The following is a 378-nucleotide window of genomic DNA, read 5'->3' as shown; positions in this document are numbered from 1 at the left end:
AGACCTCCGTTTTGAAGCTCATCTAGATATTGGCAAAAAAGGAAGTACAAAAGAGCTGATTCAGGAAATGACCGGAATGATCACAGCTATGGGAATTGAAGCTAAAATAAAACCCGACTCATACGCAGCATTTTGCTATGCCAATCGATACACAAAATAAATTCCGTCATTTTTCTCCAAACCTTGTCGAAACGTGCGGTTGACGATTCGATTCTAGTTCCTTATTCTAGCTGTATAGAGAGGAAGCAGACATTCAAAAGCCTGCTAATCAATATAAAAGCATATATGAAACAGGGGGCCTGATGTTGGATGAGCGTCATCGAAAATCGTTTTAATGAAGAAGAGAAAAAGCTATTATTAAACGTATTGCTGAATCAG

Annotated in this window: 2 protein-coding genes; both read left to right on the top strand. The window is 38.4% G+C overall.

Annotated elements, in window-relative coordinates:
* On the top strand, positions 1 to 160 hold a 160-nt coding region (locus SB658_RS22270), incomplete at its 5' end, for a ribonuclease H-like YkuK family protein (RefSeq protein ID WP_410602373.1).
* 149 nt (positions 161 to 309) lie between these two features.
* Positions 310 to 378, top strand: a 69-nt coding sequence (abbA, locus tag SB658_RS22265) for an antirepressor AbbA (protein WP_410602371.1), incomplete at its 3' end; no start/stop codon positions are given.

Source organism: Bacillus sp. SIMBA_008, assembly GCF_046535495.1.
GTDB classification, from domain to species: domain Bacteria; phylum Bacillota; class Bacilli; order Bacillales; family Bacillaceae; genus Bacillus; species Bacillus subtilis.
Note: the sequence above shows the minus strand (reverse complement) of the source record. Positions and strands in the feature narration are given on the sequence as shown.